Here is a 19996-nt window from a genome sequence, read left to right on the forward strand (position 1 = left end):
AGAAAACCGAGAAAGGAAATATCATGCGCGTTTATTATGACCGCGATTGCGACATCAACCTGATCAAGGACAAGAAGGTTGCCATTCTGGGCTATGGCTCGCAAGGGCACGCCCACGCACTGAACCTGCGCGACAGCGGCGCCAAGAACGTTGCCGTCGCTCTGCGCGAAGGCTCGGCCTCGGCCAAGAAATGCGAAGCCGAAGGCCTGCAGGTCATGGGCATCGCCGAAGCCGCCGCCTGGTGCGACGTGATCATGTTCACCATGCCCGACGAACTTCAGGCTGAGACCTACAAGAAATACGTGCACGACAACCTGCGCGAAGGCTCGGCCATTGCATTCGCCCACGGCCTGAACGTGCATTTCGGCCTGATCGAGCCCAAGCCCGGCGTCGACGTCATCATGATGGCGCCCAAGGGCCCCGGTCACACCGTGCGCGGCGAATACACCAAAGGTGGCGGCGTGCCCTGCCTCGTGGCCGTCAACAACGACGCCACCGGCAAAGCGCTGGAAATCGGCCTGTCCTATTGCTCGGCCATCGGTGGTGGCCGTTCGGGCATCATCGAAACCAACTTCCGCGAAGAATGCGAAACCGACCTGTTCGGCGAACAGGCGGTTCTGTGTGGCGGTCTGGTCGAACTGATCCGCATGGGTTTTGAAACCCTCGTCGAGGCCGGTTATGCGCCCGAAATGGCCTATTTCGAGTGTCTGCACGAGGTGAAGCTGATCGTCGACCTGATCTATGAAGGCGGCATCGCGAACATGAACTACTCGATCTCGAACACCGCCGAGTATGGCGAATATGTTTCGGGCCCGCGGATCCTGCCCTATGAGCAGACCAAGAAGGCGATGAAAGAAGTTCTGACCGACATCCAGACCGGCAAGTTCGTGCGTGACTTCATGCTGGAAAACGCCGTTGGCCAGCCGTCGTTCAAGGCGACCCGTCGCATCAACGACGAACACCAGATCGAAGCCACCGGTGAAAAGCTGCGCAGCATGATGCCGTGGATCTCGGCCGGCAAGATGGTCGACAAAGAAAAGAACTGATCGCGGGCAGTGGGGTGCATCGCCACCCTACGACCTGTATCGAAGCGATTGCGATTGACCCCGGCCCCACGCCGGGGTCAATTGCGTTTGTGAGGGCCCATGACGCAAACACCTGAAATAACGACCAAAAGCTGGCTGATGGTGCTGATCCTGGGCTTGGTCTGGGGCGGCACCTTCATGGTACAGGCCCTCGCATTGGAGCATATGCCGCCGTTCTGGGTCTCTGCCGGCCGGATCAGTTTTGCTGCCCTCATCACCGTGGCCATCTGGCAGGCGCGCGGGGGCCGGATATTCACCGGGTCGGAACAGGCATGGCCGTTGCTTGGGGTTGTGTCGCTCTTTTCCTCGGCCGTGCCGTTCATGTCGCTGGCTTGGGGACAGCAATTCGTGACCTCGGGGTTTACCGGCGTTTCGATGGCCGCCGTGGCGCTGATCGTGTTGCCGCTGGCGCATTTCATGGTCCCCGGCGAACGGATGACACCCCGCCGCGTGGTGGGGTTTCTGGTCGGATTTGCCGGGGTCGTCCTGTTGATCGGGCCCGGCGCCTTTGCCAGTTCCGGGGCCAGCAATGAACTGGTCGGGCGACTGGCCTGCCTTTTCGCGGCCAGTTGTTATGCGATCACATCGATACTGATGCGCCGGTTGCCGCCAATCGATCCCTTCGGTCTGGCTGCGGCGACGATGGTCTTTGGCGCGGCTCTCGTGATCCCGCTGGCCTTTGCCGTGCATGGGGCGCCACCGGCCCCAGCGCCCGCCGGGCTTTTCTACCTGGCGGTTCTGGGTCTCTTGCCGACCGCCGCGGCCAACCTGTTGCGGATCGTCGTGATCCGTTCGGCCGGACCTGTGTTCATGAGCCTGACCAACTACATGGTGCCGCTGTGGTCTGTCCTGCTGGGCGCCGTGGTTCTGGGCGAGGCGCTGCCCCCCTCCCTGTTCCTGGCGATGGCCTTTATTATGGGCGGCGTGGCGCTCAGCCAGTATGGTGCATTACGGCGTTTGTTTTTCGGGTGACAGTTCGGAAACGACACCAAAGATTCCCGGATCATTGCCCACAGTTTGGAAACGATGATCGGCCTCTCACACGAGAAACGCGATAAAGATTGCCCGCCCGTCAACCATAGCCCAAGGTTCCGGCATTTATCGCAGTGGAGAAACCGATATGAATTCCATCAAGGGCGCACTGATGGGTGTGGCTGCAGTGTTCATGGCGAGCATGGCCAACGCATCCCCCTTTACCTTGTACTATGACGTTCAGGCCAACGGCAGCAACTGGGACTATGATTTCCAACTGGTTCTGGACAACAACGACAGCAGCTTTGTTGCGGGGCAAAGTTTCGACTGGTTCATCATCGGCGATGCCCAATCGAGCGCGTCACCCTTTTCTGAAGGCTTCACATTTTTCACCGATGTTCCTTCAGGCTGGACCGCGACCTCCTCAAGCGGCGGCCACAACGGACCGACCCTGTGTTTCGTACCAAGTTGCGCGTCGCCCTATTGGTTGCCTGCCGAAGGGGATCAGTTGACGTTTTCAGGATCATCTTCGACCTATCTGGCCGAAGGCGATCTTCTGTGGTCGAACATCACCGGCTCCAACACGACCCAATTCGCATCAGCCGTAAAAGGCCTGCCATCACCGGTGCCCCTGCCGGCGGGCTTGCCTCTTCTGGCCTCGGGCGCGGTGTTGCTGGGCCTGCTGCGCCGACGCAAAGCTGCCTGACCAAGACAGCTCAGATACAGGAAACGGCCCGCACATGTGCGGGCCGTTTTCATTTTGCGCCATATTCTTGTCTGGTCAGACTGCGGCTTCGACCGCGCTAACGACCTGATCCACGGCCTTGTTCAAAATCGTTTCATCTTCGCATTCCGCCATCACCCGGATCAGCGGCTCGGTCCCCGATTTGCGGATCAGCAACCGCCCCTTGCCCGCAAGGGCGGCCTCGGCATCGGCGATGGCCGATTTGACCGATGCCTCATCCAGCGGCTGCTGGCCATTGGTGTAACGCACGTTCTTGAGCAGTTGCGGCACGGTTTCGAACTGGCGGGCCAGGTCGCTGGCCGGTTGACCCGAGCGCACCATTTCGGCCAGGAAATGAAGCCCCGACATCAGCCCGTCGCCGGTGGTGGCATAATCGGTCATGACGATATGACCCGACTGTTCACCCCCGAGATTAAAGCCGCCTTCGCGCATGCGTTCGACCACATAGCGGTCGCCGACGGCGGTCCGCTCAAGGCGCAAACCCTTTGACTCAAGATGGCGTTCCAGCCCGAGGTTGGACATCACTGTCGCCACCAGCGCCCCGCCCTCAAGCCGACCGTCTGCCGCCCAGCGCGTCGCCAGCAACGCCATGAACTGATCGCCGTCGGCCACCTTGCCGGTCTCATCAATCATGATCACACGGTCCGCGTCGCCATCCAGACAGATGCCCACATCCGCGCCTTGTGCGACCACCATTTCGGCCGCCGCCTGCGGCTGGGTCGAGCCGCACCCGCGGTTTATGTTGTGCCCGTCGGGCGCAACGCCCATCGGGATCACCTCGGCGCCCAGTTCCCACAGGATTTCGGGCGCGGCACGGTGAGCGGCACCGTTGGCGCAGTCTATCACGACCTTGAGCCCGTCGAGCCGCAGATCCCGCGGGAGCGAGGATTTGACCCGCTCGCCATAGCGGAACCGCGCATCGTCGATCCGTTTGGCGCGGCCGATGTTTTCCGCCTTGGCCGGTTCCACCCCGGCTTCGATCAGCGCCTCGATCTCCATTTCGGCCTGATCGGACAGCTTGAACCCGTCCGGGCCAAAAAACTTGATCCCATTGTCGATGGCCGGGTTGTGGCTGGCCGAAATCATCACGCCCAGGTCGGCCCGCATCGACCGGGTCATCAACCCGACGGCCGGGGTCGGCACGGGGCCCAGCAGCAGAACATTCATGCCGGTGCTGGTCAGACCGGCGGTCAGTGCGCTTTCGAACATGTAGCCCGACAGGCGGGTGTCCTTCCCGATGACCACACGGTGCACACCGCCTGCGTCGCGGCGGAAATACCGCCCGACCGCGGCGCCGATGCGCAGCGCCATGTCGGCCGTCATGGGGGGCGTGTTGGCGGTGCCCCGCACGCCATCTGTTCCGAATAGTTTGCGCATACCTGCCTCTTGTCTATCTGACCGCCTGCCACAGCCGGACGGCCTGGGCGGTTTCGCTCACATCGTGCACCCTAAGGATTTGCACGCCTTGGGCCAAAGCTGCAAGCCCCACGGCGATAGAGCCCGGCGCGCGCTGATCGGCCTGGGGCGCATTGCCGATGGTCCCGATAAAGCGTTTTCGCGACACGCCCAGAAGGATGGCGCAGCCCAGCCCGTGAAACAGGCTGAGGTTTTTCAGCAGGGTCAGGTTGTGGTCCTGCGTCTTGCCAAAGCCGATGCCCGGATCGACAATGATCCGGCTGCGCGCGATCCCGACCTGTTCGGCCAGCGTGATGGCCCGTTCAAGGAAGTCATACACATCCAGCAGGACATTGTCATAACGCGGATCGTTCTGCATGGTCGCCGGATCGCCCTGCGCATGCATCAGGCAGACCGGCAGCCCCTGCTCGGCGCAATAGGGGCCAAGCGCCGGATCAAAAGTGAACCCGCTCACATCATTTACCAATGTGGCGCCTGCATCGATGGCCGCGCGGGCAACGGCCGCCTTGCGCGTGTCGATCGAGATCGCCACGGCGCTGCGCGCCCGCAGGGCCGCGATGACCGGCGCAGTGCGCGCGATCTCCTGCGGCTCCGGGATCAGATCGGCGCCCGGGCGGGTGGATTCCCCGCCAATGTCGATCATGTCCGCTCCGGCGGCAATCATGTCTTCGGCGGCGTTCAGCGCCGCATCGGGGGAATTGTGACGGCCGCCGTCGGAAAAGCTGTCGGGGGTGACATTCAGGATCCCCATGATCTGTGGTTGCGACATGTCGAGCCCGGCGATTGGCGCGCGCGGCGCACTCAGCCGGGCCAGCACGTGATCGGGGATGTCATCGGCGTCCAGGATGCGCGATCCGCCGGCCCGGTCGATACATTCGGCACAGGTGAACCACAGCGCCCCGCCCGCCAGCACATGCGCCCCGTCCGGTCGCCAGGACCCCTGTTGCACCAACGGTCGGTAATAGGCGGTCACAACGCGCTCTGTTCGACAGGGATGGCGCGCAGCGGCACACCGGGGTTGTCGGGCAGATCGGCACCGATCACCATCATTTCCCCCGCCTCGAACGTGGCGGCGAACCATGCCGCCAGCGCCACCGCGTCTTTTGGTTGGGCAGAGGGGCCATCGACTGCATCCAGAACAATCTTGGAGGGAGCCCAGACGCTGATCTGGCCGTTTTTCATCGCCCAGTCCAGCTCGGTCCTTGTACTGACCACGACACAGCGCAGGTCACGCGCGGCCAGAACCCAGGCGTTCTGTTCAATCGTCAAAAGGTCGATCCGGCGTTGCGTCATGCGGTGACCGGTTTGCGGCGCGGCGCAATCAGGAGCACCGACGCACAGGATCAGCGGGCGTTCGCGGGCGGCCATCTGGTCGATCCAACCGCTGAGGTAGGGCGATGCAATGGCGGCGTTGGACAGGTACATCAGGCGCGGGTGCGGGCGTTCTTCTTCGTGCGGGGCGGGTGTGTCGCCAACCCGCGCGCGCACGATTTCAACGCCCAGCGCGCCAGGCCCGCGATCCAGCTTTTCGATCCGCACAAAGGCGCGCTCGGCCTGGGGTTCCAGCAGGATGCGTTCGGCCACCCGTTCGGCCAGCGTCTCAAGAAGGTTCAGACGTTCCTCGGCCAACTCGATTGCAATGGCCTCGGTCACCCGGTCATAGCTGAGGATGCGGTCCACATCGTCATCGATGGGGCCGGCGAGCGGACGCACTTCGACCACGACATTGAAACAGATGCGCTGGGATTTTCCGCGCTCGGCCTGAAAGGCGCCGATATCGACCTCGACCACGTGATCGCGCAGCGAAATACGGTCGAGCGGCATGTCTTCGGCAGTGGCAATGGACCGTTCCGTGGGGTGCTCAAAGGCAAGGCGGATTTCTGTGCTCATGGGCCGGGGCCTTTGACTGGTGCGTTTGCGGGCAAGTTATCCCGCGCGCCGCCTTCTAACAGGCCCGGACGCGCCGCACCAGCAATTGAAAACGGCGCTCTCAGGTGACGCGGAACCACGTGGTCATACCCGCCATGGCATGGCCCAGCATGTGACAATGCAAAAGCCAGTCGCCGGGATTGTCCCCCAACAGCGCAATCTGGCGCGTCGCATTCGGCTGAACCAGTAGTGTATCGCGCCACGGCCCAAGCGTGCCATCATCGGAAATGGCGCGAAAATGGTGCCCGTGCAGGTGCATAGCATGCGGAAATGCAGTTTCATTAACCAGGGCAATGCGGTGCAGCGTGCCCTTTTCGATGCTCAGAAACGGGTCTTTCGCCCGATCCACGATGCCATTGAGGGCCCAGAATTTACCAAGCTCGGCCAGTTCGCGGGGCTGCATCGTAATCCCGCGCAGTTGCGACGGCGGAAGGCCGCGCATGGCGCCACCCTGCATCGTTAGAGTGTGCAGCGGGGCCGCGACCGCGTTGGTCAAGGCGGGCATTGCATTGGGCGCCAGTGGCGCAGGATCGGGGCGGCGGGCCTGTGCCCCCGGCCCCACATTGAACTGCATCAGCCCGTATCCGCCATCGCGTTCCACGCTCAACAGGTCGGCGGACTCGCCAGCCTCGGCGGTGACGTCGACAATCAGATCGGCCCGCTGCGCCGGGGCCAGCGTGAACGCGCCTGTCACACGAACCGGGGTTTCCAGCGGCATACCGTCCAGCGCAACGAGCCATCCCTCAAACCCGCTCAGACCGACATCGAAAATGCGCGCGTTGGCCGCGTTGATCAGGCGCAGGCGCAACCGGTCGTGGCGGCGCACATCCGTGGCCGGATCGAACTGACCATTGACCGAAGCAATGTTGCCCAAGCGCCCCGCGTGGCTGAGATCGTGGAAGTTTTCGAACGGTTCGGCAATGGCAAGGGTGTCCTGGTCCAGCCGCCAGTCATCAATGGTCAGCGCCAGGTCATGATCTACATCCGGGGCGTCCGGCTCTTCCACGATCAGCGCGCCATATAGGCCGCGCGCCACCTGTTCGAAGGATCGGTTATGGGCATGATACCAATAGGTGCCCGCGTCGGGCGCAACAAAATCATAGGTGAATTGTTCCCCCGGCGGCACGGCGTCCTGGGTCAGGCCCGGCACGCCGTCCATGGCATTGTCGATGCGGATGCCATGCCAATGGACACTGGTGGCCTGAGGCAGCAAGTTGGCAAGGTGTCGACGAACGCGCGCGCCCTGGGCGACGCGGATTTCCGGGCCGGGGGTCGTTCCGTCAAACCCCCAGATTTCCGTTTTGGGATAATCGCTTGGCGCCAGTTGTTGATACGCGATCTGAGCGGTCAGCGTAGCAAACTCATTGGCTGTCGCCAGACGCGGCAGCGCCATGCCTGCCGCCACCGATGCCAGAAACTTTCGCCGCGTGAATGTCATGTTCGTCCTCCACCCCAACATAGATAGGGCGGCAGGAGGGTCCTGTCACGCGGCCTGCGGATTATTCGCTGCTGGCCGTGCGATAGTTGTGGCGATAAAACAGATGCACACCAATGGCGGCCGTTTTGGTGTAGACCCGCGCCCAGGACGGACGAACCGAGGTCGTATGGTAGTGCGTTGCACCGCCAGTCAGACCGCTGACCATTCCGTCGATCGCCGCCCGCGCCACTTTAGACACGCGCTCGAATGCCTTGGGTTCCGCGATCACCTCTTTGTGGCCATCGCAGGTATAGGTGAACTGGCACTGGTACTTGCGCCCTGTCCCCTGATTGATCACACTGCAGAGCGTGCCGGGGAAGCGGGCGCTTTTGACCCGGTTCAGAATGACCTCGGCCACGGCGAACTGGCCTTTGACGGTTTCGCCACGGGCCTCGAAATACAGGGCCTCGGCCAGGCAGCGCCATTGCGCGTCGCCCTTGGCAGCGGGCTGTTTGTCGAGCCATCCAAGTGTGAAGTTGACGGTCTGCGGACGCATCTTTTCCTGCGGACCCGACGCCGTAAGCAGCGATTTCAGGTGGCGGTCTGGCAGTTTGCCCAGACTGTTCTGCTCACGCTGGAACAGATCACGCAGATCGGCCTCGGCACTGGCCGGACCACTCAGGAAAATACTCACCACCATCGCAACCGCGATATAGAAACGTTTCATCTTTAACCCCCTGGGCCGACTGGCACGGCCCAATTGCTCAGCGCATTGCGGACCGCTTAGCGCAGCTGGCCGAAAAGGTCCAGTTTGCCAAAAATTGCAAGGGTCGAAATGACGTTGGGTCAGTTTTTATTTGCGGTTCAGGGGCCGCCACTTCCACAACATTTTGGCGAAACCCGGCTTATCATTGCCTATCTTGTGTGTAATCGCCAATTGTGCGGCAGCTAGTCGCGCCACCGGAACCCGGAAGGGTGAACAGGACACGTAATCGAACCCTGCCTCACGGCAAAAAGCGATTGATTCGGGGTTGCCGCCATGTTCGCCGCAGATCGACAGGGTAATGCCCGGCGTCGCTTCGCGCCCGCGCTCGGCCCCAAGGCGCAGCAACTCGCCCACGCCTTCCTGGTCCAGGATATGAAATGGATCCTCAGGGAAAACGCCCTGTTGCACATAGGTGGACATGAACCGCCCCGCATCGTCACGCGACAGGCCATAGGTCATCTGCGTCAGGTCATTGGTCCCGAAGCTGAGGAAGGAACAGAACGGCGCGATGTCATTGGCGCGCAGCGCGGCGCGCGGCGTTTCGACCATGACGCCAAGCCGGTAATCGAAATCGCGGCCCTTTTCGCTGCGCACAGCGGCGGCCACCGCATCGACGCGCGCCTTGACCAGTTCAACCTCGCGCTTGGCTGAAACAAGCGGGATCATGATTTCGGGCACGACGGGGTCCCCATCGCGACTGGCCTCAAGCGTGGCCTCGAAAATGGCGCGGGCCTGCATGTCGTAGATTTCCGGCACCGTCACCCCCAGCCGCACGCCCCGCAAGCCCAGCATGGGGTTGTATTCGGCCATTTCCTGCACCCGGCGAGTCACGTCGCTGACCGGCAGGTCCAGCGCCTCGGCCAGTTCACGCTGACCAGTGCGTGAAGTGGGCAGAAATTCATGCAAAGGCGGATCAAACAGGCGGATGCAGACCGGTTGGCCTTCCATGATGCGGAACAGCTGACTGAAATCGTCCCGCTGCATGGGCAGCAACCGTTCCAGGACGGCAGCACGGCCTGAACTGGTCTCGGCAAAGATCATCTCGCGCATCACGGTCAGGCGACCGGGTTCAAAGAACATATGCTCGGTCCGGCACAGCCCGATCCCCTGCGCATCGAAATTGCGCGCCGTCTGGGCATCGTCCGGCGTATCGGCGTTGGCGCGGATGCCGATGTCGCGCTCGGCGTCGGCCCAGCCCATCAGCGTCTGGAACGCATCGTCCAGCGCCGCTTCGAGCATCGGAGGCTCACCGGCCAGCACCTCGCCCGAGGTGCCGTCGATGGTGATGATGTCGCCCTCACTCAGAACCCGGCCATCGGGGGCGGTGACCTGGTGATTACGAGTGTCGAACTGCATCGCCGAGGCCCCAACGATACACGGCAGGCCCAACCCCCGGCCGATCACTGCCGCGTGGCTGGTGATACCGCCCTTTTCGGTCAGAACGGCGGCGGCCGCATGCATGCCGCGAATATCCTCGGGCGATGTCTCGCGACGAACCAGTACGCAGGCTTCGCGCCGGGCGGCGCTGGCCTGTGCCTCGGCCGAGGTGAACACGATGCGCCCGGTGGCAGCGCCCGGACTGGCGGCGATGCCCTTGCCCAGCACATCGCGCGGCGCGTCAGGGTCGACCTGACGGTGCAGCAATTCGGTCAGCATGTTCGGCTCGACCCGCATGACGGCCTCTTGCGGGCTGATGATGCCGTCCTGTGCCAGGCGCACCGCGATACGCACGGTTGCACGGCTGCTGCGCGGCACGCGCACGCCGTCCAGAATATGCACATGGCCGTTTTCGATGACGAATTCGACCTGCATCTCCTCGCGCAGTTTTTCGCGCATCAGGGCGGCGTGGGCCTTGAGCTCGGCAAAGGCCTCGGGCGCGACGTCTTCAAGCGAGGGACCGCGCGGATCGGATTCCAGATAGAGCGCCTCGGCCCCGGCCCCCAGCGCATCCCGCCCCTGGCTCTGGCTGAGATAGCGACCGGTCAGTTGCGGCTGGCCGGTCACGGTATTGACCAGCTGCAATACGCCTGAGCCGCATTCATCCTGCCCCAGACCGGGAATCATTTCCTGCACCACAAGGCCCAGACCGGCATCGGCCGGCGCACCCTTGGCCTGGCGCAACAGGCGTGCAGTGGTGCCGTCCCATGCCCGTGCCATGGACTGCAGGATACCGGACAGCTGATCGCCGCGATCCTGCGGGAACTGTTCGTCGGTTTCATCCTCGTAGACGCGCAGCATTTCGGCCACGCCCGCAGGCCCATTTGCGTCGACCTCATCAAACAGATCGGGATCTAGGCGGGCCACATGCACGGCATAGGACTGGATGAACCGCATATAGAGCGCGGCGGCGGCCTCGGCGCCCAAATCCTTGCTGAGCGCGGCAAACCGTTCGTCGTTCATGCCGATGTTCAGAACCGCCCCTGGACCGCCCCAATCGGGGTCCTCGGACGAGGGACGCACGCACAACAACGCATCCGGGTCGAACTGTTCGACCACGGCGGCGATATCGGGCAACTGGCCGTCGGCGATCCGGTGCACCGCGTCAAAGGACAGGGCTACGGTGCGGGGCACCGGCAGGTCCAGACGCACAAGGCGTTGCAGGCATTTGGCGCGCCCCCCATGCGTGGCGGCAGCCATATTGGCCTTGGACGTGATCAGCGTGGTATGCGGATTATTCTGCACTGCGGCACCTCATGACTGCCTTGCAGCATAGGCACGGGCGCGTCCGGTGCAAGAGAAAGCGACATGGGTGAGACAACCGCCCCGCCGCAGCGGCGGGGCGTGTCGCGATCAGCCTTCGATGCGGCTCAGATCAGCCACGCTGGAACAGGTTGCGCGGATCTGGCTGAGCAGGTTCAGGCGATTGCGCCGCAGCGTTTCGCTGTCTGCGTTGATCTTGACCGTCTCAAAAAACGTATCGATCGGGCCGCGCAATTCGGCCATGGCAGCCATCGCCGCCGGAAAATCCTGCGCCGCAAGCGCGGGTTTGATCACTGTCTCGGCCTTGGCCAGCGCCTCGAACAGCGCTGTCTCGGACGGATCCTCGGCAAATTTGGGATCGGCGCCAAAGGAATATTCGACCCCGTCCTTTTCCTCGGCCTGGGTCAAAATGTTGTTGGCCCGCTTGAACCCCTGCAACAGGTTTTCCCCATCTTCGGTTTTCAGGACGTCATTCAGCGCACGGGCGCGTTTGACCAACAGGGTCAGATCGTCACTGCCCGGCATGGCGATACAGGCGTCGATGATGTCATGGCGCACGCCCTGATCGCGCAGATACCCTTTGAGTCGGTCATGCAGGAACACCAGCAGATCGGTCGACAAATCCGGCACCTGGTCGCCAATCGTCCGCAAGAGCGAGCCATCGGAGGTGTCCGGCGCGTCTTCGCCCTTGAGCCGGTTGATGACCGTTTCAAGCGCCGCGCCAAAAACCCCGTGATCAGCGATTTCCTGAAGCACACCCTTGAGGGCCGCTATTTCCTTTTCGTCCGCCCCGTCGCTGAGGTGGATCTTGTGCTTGAGCAACTGCGCATCGATGAACCGATCCAGCGACAGGCGCAGATCGTTGTCCAGGATCAGGCGGATCACCCCCAGCGCGGCACGGCGCAGCGCAAACGGGTCCTTGGAGCCGGTCGGCTTTTCATCGATCGCCCAGAACCCGGTCAGCGTGTCCAGCTTGTCAGCCAGAGCCACGGTCACCGACAGCGGCCCGGTCGGCACATCGTCGGACGGGCCAAGGGGGGAATAGTGGTCTTCGGCAACGGCGGCGATTTCAGCGTCATAGCCCGCGGCCAGCAGATAATAGCGCCCCATCAGCCCCTGCAATTCTGGGAATTCGTAAACCATTTCGCTCGACAGATCCGCCTTGGCCAGTTTGGCGGCGGTCTCGGCCTTTTCGGCGTCCGCGCCGGCGACCTTGGCCAGATCATGGGCCAGATCGGAAATCCGGTCGATCCTGTCGCCCTGGCTGCCCAGCTTGTTGTGAAAGGTCACGTTGTCCAGTGATTTGGTCCAGGCCGAGATATCGCTGCGCGCCACGCGCAGATCGTTTTCCCAAAAGAATTTTGCATCCGACAAGCGGGCCGCCAGCACCTTTTGGTTTCCGGCAAGGATCGTCGCGCCATGATCTGTGGTCTCGCGGTTCGCCACGGTGATGAACCGTTCGATCCGTCCGGTCTGCGGATTGCGCACCGAAAAGAACTTCTGATGCTCGCGCATCGAGGTTTGCAGCACCTCTGGCGGCAGGTTCAGGAATTCGTCGCCGATATCCCCCATCAGCACGACAGGCCATTCGACCAGCCCTGCCACCTCGGCCAATAGCCCCTTGTCCTCGACAAGCTCAAGCCCGGCCGCAAAGGCCAGGTTGGTAGCATCGGCCCAGATGTGATCGGCCCGCTCTGCCGCGGACAGAACCACGTGGGCGCGTTTCAGCTTGGCCTCGTAATCCTCGAACGAGGATACGGGGAAGCGCCCTTTGGACATGAAGCGGTGACCTTCGGTGGTGTCACCCGCTTCGATCCCGTCAACGGACATCGGAACGATCATCGGGCCGGTCTCATCGCTCAGGATGCAGAGGATGGAATGCAGGGGCCGCACCCAGCGCAGGCTGCCGCTGCCCCAGCGCATGGACTTCGGCCAGGGGAAATTGCGGATCACGCCGTCCAGCACCTCGGCCACGATATCGGCGGCCGGGCGGCCCGGTTTGTCGATCACGGCAAACAGCATCTTGCCCTTTGGCGTGTCGCGTTCTTCCAGTTGATCGCGGGTCAGCCCGGCACCGCGCAGAAAGCCCTCGATCGCCTTTTCAGGCGCATCGACACGCGGGCCTTTGCGCTCTTCGCGCAGGGCGGGCGAGGCTGCCAGCAGCCCCTCGATGGCAAGGGTCAGGCGTCGCGGCGTGGAAAACGCGGCTGCCCCGGCATAGGTCAGTCCCGCCTCGACCAGACCATCGGTCACGCGTTTCTTCAGGTCCTCGGCGGCACGCGTCTGCATGCGGGCGGGGATTTCCTCGGAAAAGAGTTCAATCAGAAGATCGGGCATCAGTTGGCCTCCGGTGCGGCACTGGGAAGGGGCGGGCATTCCTCGCCCACCACGGTGCCGTCATATGCTTTTTCGCCGCAGTCATTCAGTTCGTGCCAGACATAGCCGCGCCCGTCGTCGGTGATCGCGACGATGCGATCCACGCCGAAGTGGACGTTTTTCTGGCCCAGAAAGGCCAGCGCGGTGCCCTCTTCCAATTCCTTGCCTAGGGCGGCGGCATCGAAACAGTCAAACCAGCCCGGCGCATTGCGCGGTTCCGCCTTGTCCGCCATCACATAGGTGTCGCGCAACAAATCGTGGGGCAGCGAGGTGGTGAAACAGGCGCGATACCGGATCGGGGAACTGTCCGCGTCGATCGCCTGAAAATTGTCATAGATGATGGGTTCGGACTGAGCGTCCTGCAGGGTCACAAGTTGCACATCCTCACCGGCCCGGGCCGGGACCTCGTAGTAAAACCCATAGACCTGAAGGTAATACATCGCCCCGCCGGCAATCGCGGCGGACAGAACGATCATGATTGCAAATATCTTTCCGGTCACGCCGCATACCCGCCTGCACTGGTTTGAACAAAGGCATCGGCGCATTGCTTGGCCAGCGCCCGCACCCGCCCGATATAAGCCTGACGTTCGGTGACCGAGATCACCCCGCGCGCGTCCAGAAGGTTAAAGATATGGCTGGCCTTGATGCACTGATCATAGGCCGGGTGCGCCATGACGATCCGCTTGCCGGTCTTGGGGTCCTCGGCGGGGTGGCTGAGGATGGCGGTGCATTCCGCTTCGGCCTCTTCGAAATGGCGCAGCAGAACATCCGTGTCGGCCACGTCGAAATTCCAGCGTGCGTATTCTTCCTCGGTCTGTTTGAATACGTCGCCATAGGTCAGCGGGATCGATGTCTGCGGATCGTTGAACGGCATGTCCATCACGTGTTCGATGCCCAGCACATACATCGCCAGACGTTCCAGACCATAGGTCAACTCGCCCGAAACCGGGTTGCAGTCATGTCCGCCGACCTGTTGGAAATAGGTGAACTGGCTGACTTCCATGCCGTCGCACCAGACCTCCCAGCCCAGACCCCATGCACCCAGCGTCGGGCTTTCCCAGTCGTCTTCGACAAAGCGGATGTCGTGCAGTTCCATGTCGATCCCGATCGCCTCGAGCGAGCCGAGATAAAGCTCCTGAAGATCGGGCGGGCTGGGTTTGATGAGAACCTGGAACTGGTAATAATGCTGCAGCCGGTTGGGGTTCTCGCCATAGCGCCCGTCTGTGGGGCGGCGCGAGGGCTGTACATAGGCCGCCGCCCAGGGCGCACTGCCCAGCGACCGCAGGGTCGTGGCCGGGTGAAAGGTCCCTGCCCCGACCTCCATGTCATAAGGTTGCAGGATGGCGCATCCCCTGGCCGCCCAATAGGCCTGAAGACGCAGGATGATTTCCTGGAACGAGCGGGGAGCGTTCTCATGTGCGGTCATGGTGATGTTCCTTGCCCCGGCGGGCTGAATGCGCGTGCGTGTGGCAGCCCGTCGGGCCGGTTTTCATTTGCGCCATTCCTATGCCTGTGTCCGGGTGGGGTCAACGGCACAACAGGTGGCGATTTCCGACGTCAAAGGGCATGGCATTTGAACCGATTTCCTGATTATGTGCGCCAAACGCGTGGCAGATCGAGAACACGAGAGGCAAGATGAAGAGTTTTATTGCAACGGTATTTTTTGCACTGGCACTAATGGTGCGCCCCGCAATCGCCCAGCAGGCCGCAGATGAGGTCGTCTGGGTCCAGATCGAAGCCCATCCCAGCCTGCGGGTCGCACAGGAACGGGCACAGGTTTACGCAGGAACCCTGGCGGATGTGAACGGCTTTGCCCTTGGGCGCGGCTGGTACGGGATTGTCCTGGGGCCCTATACGCGGGCCGATGCGGAACGCGTGTTGCAGGTGTATCGCGCCGAACGGCAGGTGCCCCGCGACAGTTTCATCGCGTTCAGCCAAAACCTGGGACAGCAATTCTGGCCCGTCGGTCAATCTGGAACGAACCGCGCCGCCGCCGCGGCCCCGGTTACAACGCAGCCTGCCGCCCCGGTCGAGAGCGAAACCGCCGCCGCCCCTGCGCCCGAACCGCAACCGTCGGACGAAACCCCGGCCGAAGCGCGCCGGAGTGAAGGCCAGCTCAGCCGCGAGGACCGCAAGGATTTGCAAACTGCGCTCAAGGCGGCAGGGTTCTATACCTCGTCGATCGACGGGGCCTTTGGCGCCGGAACGCGCCGGTCGATGCGCGATTGGCAGGTCGCCAAGGGGTATGAACCCAGCGGCGTTCTGACCACATTGCAGCGCAAGGTTCTGATGGATGACTATAACGCCCCGCTGATCAGCGTCGGCATGGCCATGCAGCGGGACACTGGCGCTGGCATCGAGATGCAAATCCCGGCCAAAGAGGTCAAATTCGCCCGCTACGAAGCGCCATTTGCCCATTACGACAGCACCGGCGATCTGGGCGCGCGCGTCCTTTTGATCAGCCAGCCGGGCGATCGGACAACGCTTTATGGCCTGTATGAAATCATGCAGACGCTGGAAATCGTTCCGCTGGACGGACCGCGCCAGCGCGAGCGCAATGATTTCACGCTGGAAGGGCGCAACACGGATATCGTTTCCTATACCGAGGCGCGCCTGAGCGATGGTCAGATCAAGGGGTTTACCCTGATCTGGCCCGCAGGTGACGAACCTCGCCGCCTGCGCGTGCTTGAGGAGATGAAGGCCAGCTTCAACACCATCGACGGCGTTCTGGACCCGGCCACCGGTGACGGCGCCGTTCAGGACATCGATCTGGTGTCGGGGCTTGAGGTGCGCAAACCGCGCATTTCGCGCTCGGGCTTTTATGTCGATGGCAAGGGGGCGCTGGTGACCACGACCGAAGCGGTGCAGAACTGTACCCGCATCACCGTGGATCACGATCATCCGGCCGAGGTCATTGCCAGCGATGACACCCTGGGCGTGGCCATCCTGCGCCCGTCCGAGCCGCTGGCCCCCATGGCCATTGGCGCCTTTCGCAAAACCGGGTTGAGGCTGCAATCGGATGTCGCCGTGTCGGGGTATTCCTATGAGGGAACGCTGGGCGCGCCGACGCTGACCTTTGGCGTGCTCGAGGATGTCAGCGGTCTGAACGGCGAAATGGAGCAGTCGCGCCTTGCGCTGAGCGCGCTGCCCGGCGATGCCGGCGGTCCGGTCATCGACGTGCGCGGCGGAGTCGTCGGCATGTTGCTGGCCCAGCCCGACAACGGCCGCCAGTTGCCAGACAACGTCAGCCTTGCTGCCGATGGCGCGGCCATTCGCGCCCTGCTCGAAGGGGCAGGACTGACCGCCACCCTGAACGAGGTCGAAGCATCGATCCCCCCGGCCGAACTGAGCCGGATTGCCGATGGAATGACCGTTCTGGTCAGTTGCTGGGACTGACCTGACCACAGGACACCGAAAGCGCCCCCGGTAAGTGTATTGCCGTGGGCGTTTCTTTTTGCAGACCTGTGTTGCGCACCCAAGCCGCCTCGCTGGCGGTGCGACACCGGGGGAATTGGCCCGCGTCAGCGCAGAATCTGCGGCGTCACATGGATCAGCGTCGGGCCATCCGCGCCAAACGCCGCCCGGACGGCATTTTGCATCTCGTCCAGGGTGGACGGGGCCGTGGCACGGGCCCCAAATGCCTCGGCCAGTTTGCAGAAATCCGGGTTGCGCGCGATCACCGCGTTGGGTGCGATCTGGGCGGCTGTCATGCTGTCTTCGATCTCGCCCAGCTTGCCATTGTCCCACAGGACAACCGGAATCGGCAGGCCCAGTTCCACCGCGACGCCCAGTTCCTGCATTGAGTATTGAAACCCGTAGTCGCCAGCGATTGCCATGGTTGGAAGACCCGGACGGCCCATCGCCCCGCCAATGGCGGCAGGCAGCGCATAGCCCAGCGTGCCGAACCCGTAAGGGTGATGCCAATGGCCGGGCCGGTCCATATCCCAGACCTCTTTCGCGACATAGGCAAACTGGGTCATGTCGGAATAGATCATGGTCCCGTCCGGCACCGCGTCGCGCAGGGCATCGCAGATGGGCACGATGCCGGGGCGTTCGGCATCCGTTTGAGCGCGCCAGCGGGCACGGGCGGCGCTGACCTCTTCAGGCGTCCAGTCGAAACAGACCGGCATGTCATCGACGCCGGACAATTGCCGGAAGAACCTGTGCGAAGTGGATTTGAACCGCATCGCCTGCCCCATGGGTGCAGAGAGAACGCCGTGATCAATGTCCACCCGTACCAGTTTGGCCGTATTACCTAGATGGCTGCGCCACAGATCGACTTCGGCCATTTCGGTGCCGACAGCGATGACCAGGTCCGCCTGAGCGATGACCGTCGCGCTGTCAGGGCGCGCCAGCGTACTCCCGAACAGAAACGGATAGTCGGACGCAACGATGCCACGGCCTGCATAAGTGGTGAACACGGGGATCGGGCACCGCCCTAGCAGGGCGCGAATGTCGTCAGTTGCATCGCGCGCGCCGCCCCCAAGGATCACCAATGGTTTGCGCGCCTTGGAAAGCATCCGCGGGATCACGGGAAACAGGGACTCGTCGATCTGTTCTCCCCCATCGCTCAGCCCCATGTTTTCGGCATCACTCGGGTCCGCCACCGCCTCAAGCGCCGCAATGGGGATCTGAATGTGCTTTGGTCGCGGGCGCGCCGAGTGCATCTCAAGAAAAGCGCGGTTGATCAGCTGATACGCCGCCTCGGACGTGCGGGCCTCTTCCGACCAGTCACAGACGCAGGCGGCCGCCCCCTGCTGATCCTTCATCTGGTGCAACTGGCCCTTCGTCGCGGCCGTTTCGTCCAGACAGCTTGAGATGACCAGCATCGGCACGCTGTCGGAATAGGCCTGCCCCATCGGCGTCATGATATTGCACAGACCGGGGCCGGTGATGACATAGGCCACACCCGGCCGCCCCGTGGCCCGGGCATAGCCATCGGCCATGAACCCGGCGCCCTGTTCGTGGCGGGCCAGCACGTGGGTGATCCCGGCTTCTTCTATGCCGCGATACATCTCCTGGTTATGGACACCCGGGATGCCAAAAATCACATCGACCCCGCGGTCCTTCAGCATATGGGAAATCTGCGCACCCAGGGGTCTTTTCATCACGCTCTCCAGAATTGGACCGTCAGGATGGCATAGACCGCAAGCAGTTCCAGCCGCCCGATCAGCATAGCGATGGACAGGATCCATTTGGCCCCGTCATTGAGACTGCCGAAATTGCCCGCCGGACCGATGACGTCGCCAAGTCCGGGGCCGATGTTGGCAACGGCCGTCGCCGCTCCCGAAACCGCGGTCGTCAAATCCAGCCCGGTCAGCGCCAGGCCCCAGGCGACAATGCCAAGCGTCACGACAAAGAAGACGAAAAAGGAAATGACCGAACTGAGCGTATCCGGATCGACCGAACGCCCCGCATAGCGCGGCACGAACACGCCGTGGGGCGAGCGGATGCGCTGTATCTGAACGCGGATGGAGGCGAACAAAATCTGATAGCGGAAAATCTTGATCGAGCAGGCGGTCGATCCCGCACAGCCCCCGATCAGACCGATGAAGAAGAACAATGATACGAGGAACGGCCCCCAGCCCATGTAGTCGACGCTGGCATAGCCGGTTCCCGAAATGATCGACGTGATATTGAACAGGGCCTCGCGCAGGGATTGTTCCCAATGGTGTGGAAAAATCGTGGTCAGCACCGCCGTCGTGACCACGACCAGCACAAGGATGGTCGCCAGAAACCCACGCACCTGGCTGTCGATCCACAGGCTGTTTGTCTGACCGTTGATCAATTGCACATAACGGACGAATGGCAGCGCGGCGAGAATCATGAAAACCGAGGCGACATATTCCATGTTGCCCGAAAACGTCCCGAAGGATGCGTCGTAATTGGAAAATCCGCCGGTCGATACTGTGGTCAGGGCATGGACGGTCGCATCGAACACGCTCATGCCCAATGCCGAATAACACAGCATGCAGGCCAAGGTCAGCATGATGTAGATCACCGAAATCTGGCTGGCGATCTCCGTGGCACGGGGCAGGATTTTGCCAAAGGTATCGAACGCCTCGGTCTTGAAAATCTGCATGCCGCCAACCCGCAGTTCGGGCAGGAACACCATGGCGACGACGATGATCCCGATCCCGCCCAGCCATTGCAGAATGCCGCGCCACAAAAGAATACCATGAGGCAGGTCGTCCAATCCGGATAAGACCGTCGACCCGGTCGTGGTTAGGCCGGACATGGATTCGAAAAACGCATCCGTGAAACTGAGCCCGGTTGCCCCCAGCATGAAAGGCAAGGTCGCAAACACCGGCAGGGCCAGCCAGACACCGGTGGTGAGCAGGAACGTCTGCTGGATGGTCAGCCCTTGTTGCACACCGTTCGAACAGCTCAGAGCGATCAGTCCGCCGACCAGAACGGTGATCAGGCCACTTTCCAGAAAGACCCACCAATGGCCGTTTGCCTGCGCCAGATCGACAAGCATGGGCACGGCCATCGTGGCGCCAAGAATGGCAACCAGAAGGCCGATCACATATCCAACAGGGCGCAGGTCCAACATGGGCGAAGCGTTGGCGCGGGCGGGCGGCGGTGTC

The 19996-nt window shown here is 62.5% G+C and carries 15 protein-coding genes; 4 read left to right on the top strand and 11 right to left on the bottom strand.

Features of this window, described 5'->3' with window-relative positions; translation table 11 throughout:
• Nucleotides 1-23 precede the first annotated feature (23 nt).
• The 3 genes from ilvC (at nt 24) to ACXYMO_RS05460 (ending at nt 2763) form a co-directional block, all read left to right on the top strand.
• Complete coding sequence (ilvC, locus tag ACXYMO_RS05450) at nt 24-1046, top strand: ketol-acid reductoisomerase (protein ID WP_458877639.1); 1023 nt, start codon at nt 24-26, stop codon at nt 1044-1046.
• A gap of 99 nt (nt 1047-1145) precedes the next feature.
• A complete protein-coding gene (locus tag ACXYMO_RS05455; RefSeq protein ID WP_458877640.1) occupies nt 1146-2057 on the top strand; it encodes a DMT family transporter in 912 nt (303 codons plus the stop codon).
• Between the two features lie 148 nt (nt 2058-2205).
• On the top strand, nt 2206-2763 hold the full coding sequence (locus ACXYMO_RS05460) for a VPLPA-CTERM sorting domain-containing protein (RefSeq protein WP_458877641.1): 558 nt from the start codon (nt 2206-2208) through the stop codon (nt 2761-2763).
• Nucleotides 2764-2838: 75 nt separating this feature from the next.
• On the opposite strand, the gene glmM is transcribed toward ACXYMO_RS05460, so the two are convergent.
• The 9 genes from glmM to ACXYMO_RS05505 all read right to left on the bottom strand — a co-directional run bounded on the left by glmM (nt 2839) and on the right by ACXYMO_RS05505 (nt 14832).
• Nucleotides 2839-4179 carry a phosphoglucosamine mutase gene (gene glmM, locus ACXYMO_RS05465; protein WP_458877642.1) on the bottom strand — a complete coding sequence of 447 codons (1341 nt, stop codon included), beginning with the start codon at nt 4177-4179 and terminating at the stop codon, nt 2839-2841.
• Nucleotides 4180-4192: 13 nt separating this feature from the next.
• The gene (gene folP / locus ACXYMO_RS05470; protein ID WP_458877643.1) at nt 4193-5191 is read right to left on the bottom strand and encodes a dihydropteroate synthase; all 999 of its coding nucleotides are present in this window, start codon (nt 5189-5191) and stop codon (nt 4193-4195) included.
• Nucleotides 5188-6108, bottom strand: a complete 921-nt coding sequence (locus tag ACXYMO_RS05475) for a dihydroneopterin aldolase (RefSeq protein ID WP_458877644.1) — start codon at nt 6106-6108, stop codon at nt 5188-5190. Before ACXYMO_RS05475 ends, folP begins: the two co-directional genes overlap by 4 nt.
• Nucleotides 6109-6208: 100 nt before the next feature.
• Nucleotides 6209-7585: a multicopper oxidase family protein gene (locus tag ACXYMO_RS05480; RefSeq protein ID WP_458877645.1), complete on the bottom strand. Its 1377-nt coding sequence runs from the start codon at nt 7583-7585 to the stop codon at nt 6209-6211.
• A 61-nt stretch (nt 7586-7646) separates the two neighbouring features.
• Nucleotides 7647-8291, bottom strand: coding sequence for a cell wall hydrolase (locus tag ACXYMO_RS05485; RefSeq protein ID WP_458877646.1), 645 nt, complete (start codon nt 8289-8291; stop codon nt 7647-7649).
• Nucleotides 8292-8417: 126 nt separating this feature from the next.
• The gene (locus ACXYMO_RS05490) at nt 8418-10967 is read right to left on the bottom strand and encodes a putative PEP-binding protein (protein ID WP_458877894.1); all 2550 of its coding nucleotides are present in this window, start codon (nt 10965-10967) and stop codon (nt 8418-8420) included.
• 153 nt (nt 10968-11120) lie between these two features.
• Nucleotides 11121-13367 (bottom strand): glycine--tRNA ligase subunit beta, encoded by a 2247-nt coding sequence (gene glyS, locus ACXYMO_RS05495; protein WP_458877647.1) that lies wholly within the window; start codon nt 13365-13367, stop codon nt 11121-11123.
• Complete coding sequence (locus ACXYMO_RS05500; RefSeq protein ID WP_458877648.1) at nt 13367-13906, bottom strand: DUF6446 family protein; 540 nt, start codon at nt 13904-13906, stop codon at nt 13367-13369. Before ACXYMO_RS05500 ends, glyS begins: the two co-directional genes overlap by 1 nt.
• Nucleotides 13903-14832 carry a glycine--tRNA ligase subunit alpha gene (locus tag ACXYMO_RS05505; protein WP_458877649.1) on the bottom strand — a complete coding sequence of 310 codons (930 nt, stop codon included), beginning with the start codon at nt 14830-14832 and terminating at the stop codon, nt 13903-13905. The genes ACXYMO_RS05500 and ACXYMO_RS05505 overlap by 4 nt, the downstream gene beginning before the upstream one ends.
• A gap of 209 nt (nt 14833-15041) precedes the next feature.
• Between ACXYMO_RS05505 and ACXYMO_RS05510 the strand changes: the two genes are divergently transcribed.
• Entirely contained in the window at nt 15042-16802 is a 1761-nt protein-coding gene (locus ACXYMO_RS05510; RefSeq protein ID WP_458877650.1) for a serine protease, read from the top strand.
• A 125-nt stretch (nt 16803-16927) separates the two neighbouring features.
• Here the strand turns inward: ACXYMO_RS05510 and ACXYMO_RS05515 are convergent, their stop codons facing one another.
• Both ACXYMO_RS05515 and ACXYMO_RS05520 read right to left on the bottom strand, forming a co-directional pair.
• Nucleotides 16928-18514, bottom strand: coding sequence for a 5-guanidino-2-oxopentanoate decarboxylase (locus tag ACXYMO_RS05515; protein WP_458877651.1), 1587 nt, complete (start codon nt 18512-18514; stop codon nt 16928-16930).
• Nucleotides 18514-19962, bottom strand: coding sequence for a TrkH family potassium uptake protein (locus ACXYMO_RS05520; protein ID WP_458877652.1), 1449 nt, complete (start codon nt 19960-19962; stop codon nt 18514-18516). The genes ACXYMO_RS05515 and ACXYMO_RS05520 overlap by 1 nt, the downstream gene beginning before the upstream one ends.
• Nucleotides 19963-19996: the final 34 nt, after the last annotated feature.

The organism is Arenibacterium sp. CAU 1754 (genome assembly GCF_054482635.1).

What these genes read in the sequence shown, in the direction of transcription:
- ilvC (WP_458877639.1), top strand. Translation starts at nt 24, where the DNA reads ATGCGCGTTTATTATGACCGCGATTGCGACATCAACCTGATCAAGGAC.
- ACXYMO_RS05455 (WP_458877640.1), top strand. Translation starts at nt 1,146, where the DNA reads ATGACGCAAACACCTGAAATAACGACCAAAAGCTGGCTGATGGTGCTG.
- ACXYMO_RS05460 (WP_458877641.1), top strand. Translation starts at nt 2,206, where the DNA reads ATGAATTCCATCAAGGGCGCACTGATGGGTGTGGCTGCAGTGTTCATG.
- glmM (WP_458877642.1), bottom strand. Translation starts at nt 4,179, where the DNA reads ATGCGCAAACTATTCGGAACAGATGGCGTGCGGGGCACCGCCAACACG.
- ACXYMO_RS05475 (WP_458877644.1), bottom strand. Translation starts at nt 6,108, where the DNA reads ATGAGCACAGAAATCCGCCTTGCCTTTGAGCACCCCACGGAACGGTCC.
- ACXYMO_RS05480 (WP_458877645.1), bottom strand. Translation starts at nt 7,585, where the DNA reads ATGACATTCACGCGGCGAAAGTTTCTGGCATCGGTGGCGGCAGGCATG.
- ACXYMO_RS05485 (WP_458877646.1), bottom strand. Translation starts at nt 8,291, where the DNA reads ATGAAACGTTTCTATATCGCGGTTGCGATGGTGGTGAGTATTTTCCTG.
- ACXYMO_RS05490 (WP_458877894.1), bottom strand. Translation starts at nt 10,967, where the DNA reads ATGGCTGCCGCCACGCATGGGGGGCGCGCCAAATGCCTGCAACGCCTT.
- glyS (WP_458877647.1), bottom strand. Translation starts at nt 13,367, where the DNA reads ATGCCCGATCTTCTGATTGAACTCTTTTCCGAGGAAATCCCCGCCCGC.
- ACXYMO_RS05505 (WP_458877649.1), bottom strand. Translation starts at nt 14,832, where the DNA reads ATGACCGCACATGAGAACGCTCCCCGCTCGTTCCAGGAAATCATCCTG.
- ACXYMO_RS05510 (WP_458877650.1), top strand. Translation starts at nt 15,042, where the DNA reads ATGAAGAGTTTTATTGCAACGGTATTTTTTGCACTGGCACTAATGGTG.
- ACXYMO_RS05515 (WP_458877651.1), bottom strand. Translation starts at nt 18,514, where the DNA reads ATGAAAAGACCCCTGGGTGCGCAGATTTCCCATATGCTGAAGGACCGC.
- ACXYMO_RS05520 (WP_458877652.1), bottom strand. Translation starts at nt 19,962, where the DNA reads ATGTTGGACCTGCGCCCTGTTGGATATGTGATCGGCCTTCTGGTTGCC.